Source organism: Acidovorax sp. KPB24-07, assembly GCF_057543315.1.
This window is the reverse complement of the sequence record NZ_BAAJYS010000398.1, coordinates 1-2,933: the sequence shown is the minus strand read 5'-3', so window position 1 is coordinate 2,933 and position 2,933 is coordinate 1. Positions and strand designations below refer to the sequence as shown.

The following is a 2,933-nucleotide window of genomic DNA, read 5'->3' as shown; positions in this document are numbered from 1 at the left end:
CACCGGCCGCATCGGCTGCGGCACCCGCGGCGTCCGGCGCTGCGGCCCCGGCCGCCCGCTGAAGGACCGCCCGCCATGGCACAGTTCTTCATCAACCGGCCCATCTTCGCGTGGGTCATCGCCATCGTCATCATGCTGGCGGGGGCCATGTCCATCAAGACATTGCCGCTGGAGCAGTACCCCAACATCGCGCCGCCGCGCGTGTCCATCAGCGCCACCTACACCGGCGCCTCGGCCAAGACGGTGGAGGAATCGGTCACGCAGGTGATCGAGCAGCAGTTGAAGGGCCTCGACAACCTGATCTACATGGGCTCGACCAGCGATGCCTCGGGCGGCTCGCGCACCACGCTCACCTTCAATGCCGGCACCAACATCGACGTGGCGCAGGTGCAGGTGCAGAACAAACTGCAGCAGGCCATGTCGCGCCTGCCGCCCGCGGTGCAGAGCCGGGGCGTCACCGTCACCAAGGGCGGCAACGACTACCTGATGATCGTCACCTTCACCTCGCCCGACCCGAGCGTGACGCAGGTGGACATCGGCGACTACATCTCCAGCAACCTGGTGGACGTCATCAGCCGCATCGACGGCGTGGGCGACGTGGCCACGCTGGGCACGCCCTACGCCATGCGCGTGTGGATGGACCCGGCCAAGCTCGAGAAATACGCGCTCATGCCGTCCGACATCGGCAACGCCATCAACGCGCAGAACGCCCAGGTCTCCGCCGGCCAGCTGGGCGCCCTGCCCGCCGTGGGCGAGCAGCAGCTCAACGCCACCATCACCGCGCGCAGCAAGCTGCAGTCGCGCGAGGAGTTCGAGAACATCGTTCTCAAGTCCACCGTGGACGGCGCCATCGTGCGCCTGAAAGACGTGGCCCGCATCGAACTGGGCGCCGAGAACCTCACCATCACCTCGCGCCTGAACGGCCAGCCCGGCGCCGGCATGGGCGTGGTGCTGGCCGACAGCGCCAACGCCATGGCGGTGGCCAACGCGGTGAACGCCAAGATCGCCGAGCTGCAGCCGTTCTTTCCGTACCAGCTCAAGCCCTTCACCAGCTACGACACCACGCCCTTCGTGAGCGCCTCCATCGAAGAGGTGGTCAAGGCGCTGGTCGAGGCCATGCTGCTCGTGGTGCTGGTGATGTACATCTTCCTGCAGAACTTCCGCGCCACGCTGATCCCGGCGATCGCGGTGCCCGTGGTGCTGCTGGGCACCTTCGGCGTGCTGTCGGTGGCGGGCTACTCGATCAACACGCTGACCATGTTCGGCATGGTGCTGGCCATCGGCCTGCTGGTGGACGACGCCATCGTGGTGGTGGAGAACGTCGAGCGCGTGATGAGCGAGGAGGGCCTGCCCCCGAAGGAGGCCACGCGCAAGTCCATGGCCGAGATCACGCCCGCGCTGGTGGGCATCGCGCTCACGCTGTCGGCGGTGTTCATCCCCATGGCGTTCTTCGGCGGCTCCACGGGGGTGATCTACCGGCAGTTCTCCATCACCATCGTCTCGGCCATGGTGCTGTCGGTGCTGGTGGCGCTCACGCTCACGCCGGCGCTGTGCGCCACGCTGCTCAAGCCCATCCCCCAGGGCCAGCACAGCCCGCACGGCGCGCCGCGCCGGGGCGTGCTGGGCTGGGTGGACCGCTTCTTCACCGGCTTCAACCGCCGCTTCGACCGCACCGCCGACGGCTACCAGCGCGGCGTGGGCCGCATCGTGCGCCGCGGCGGGCGGATGATGCTGGTCTATGCGCTCATCGTGGGCGGCATGGCCGTGCTGTTCATGCGCCTGCCCACTTCGTTCCTGCCCAATGAGGACCAGGGTGCCGTGCAGGTGCAGATCACCCTGCCCCCGGGCGCCTCCAACACCCGCCTGCAGGTGGTGATGGCCGAGGTGCAGAAGTATTTCGCCGCGCAGCCCGACGTGGTGAGCTTCAACTCCATCACCGGCTCCAACGGCGACCAGAGTTCGGCGCGCGGCTTCGTGCGCCTCAAAGACTGGAGCGAGCGCCCCCTGGCCTCGCAAAGCGCCGACGCCATCGCCCGCAAGGCCACGCGCGATCTGTCCAGGATCCGCGACGCGCGCATCTTCGTCGTGCTGCCGCCGGCCGTGCGCGGCCTGGGCGCCAATGCGGGCTTCAACTTCCAGCTCAAGGACCTGAACGGCCTGGGCCACGACGCGCTCGTGGCCGCGCGCGACAAGGTGCTGCAGCTGGCCGGCCAGCGGCCCGAGCTGTCCAACACCCGCAGCAACAACCTGGACGACACGCCGCAGCTGGGCGTGGCCATCGACGACGCCAAGGCCGGCGCCCTGGGCCTGGCCACCACCGACGTCAACAACACGCTGGGCAGCGCCATCGGCGGCACCTACGTGAACGACTTCCTGAACAAGGGCCGGGTCAAGCGCGTGTACATGCAGGGCGACGCGCCCTACCGCATGCTGCCGCAGGACATCGCGCCCTGGACGGTGCGCAACAGCCAGGGCCTCATGGTGCCGTTCTCGGCGTTCTCCAGCACCAGCTGGACCTACGGCTCGCCCCAGCTGCAGCGCTACAACGGCAGCCCCAGCTACGAATTCGTGGGCGACGCGGCCACGGGGGTCAGCTCCGGCGCGGCCATGGACGCGGTGGAAACCATCATGAAGGAAATGCCGCCCGGCATCGGCTACGAATGGACGGGCGCCTCCTACCAGGAGCGGCTGTCGGGCTCGCAGGCGCCGCTGCTGTACGCCGTGTCCATCCTGTTCGTGTTCCTGTGCCTGGCGGCGCTGTACGAAAGCTGGTCGGTGCCGTTCTCGGTGATCCTGGTGGTGCCGCTCGGCATCGTGGGCGCGCTGCTGGGCATCGGCATCCGCGGGCTGTCCAACGACGTGTACTTCCAGGTCGGGCTGCTCACCACCGTGGGGCTGTCGTCCAAGAACGCCATCCTGATCGTGGAGTTCGC

Annotated in this window: 1 protein-coding gene; it reads left to right on the top strand. The window is 68.3% G+C overall.

The window, feature by feature from the left end; all coding sequences use genetic code 11:
* Positions 1–75: 75 nt before the first annotated feature.
* Positions 76–2,933, top strand: a 2,858-nt coding sequence (locus AC27IQ_RS21595; protein ID WP_487090734.1) for an efflux RND transporter permease subunit, incomplete at its 3' end; no start/stop codon positions are given.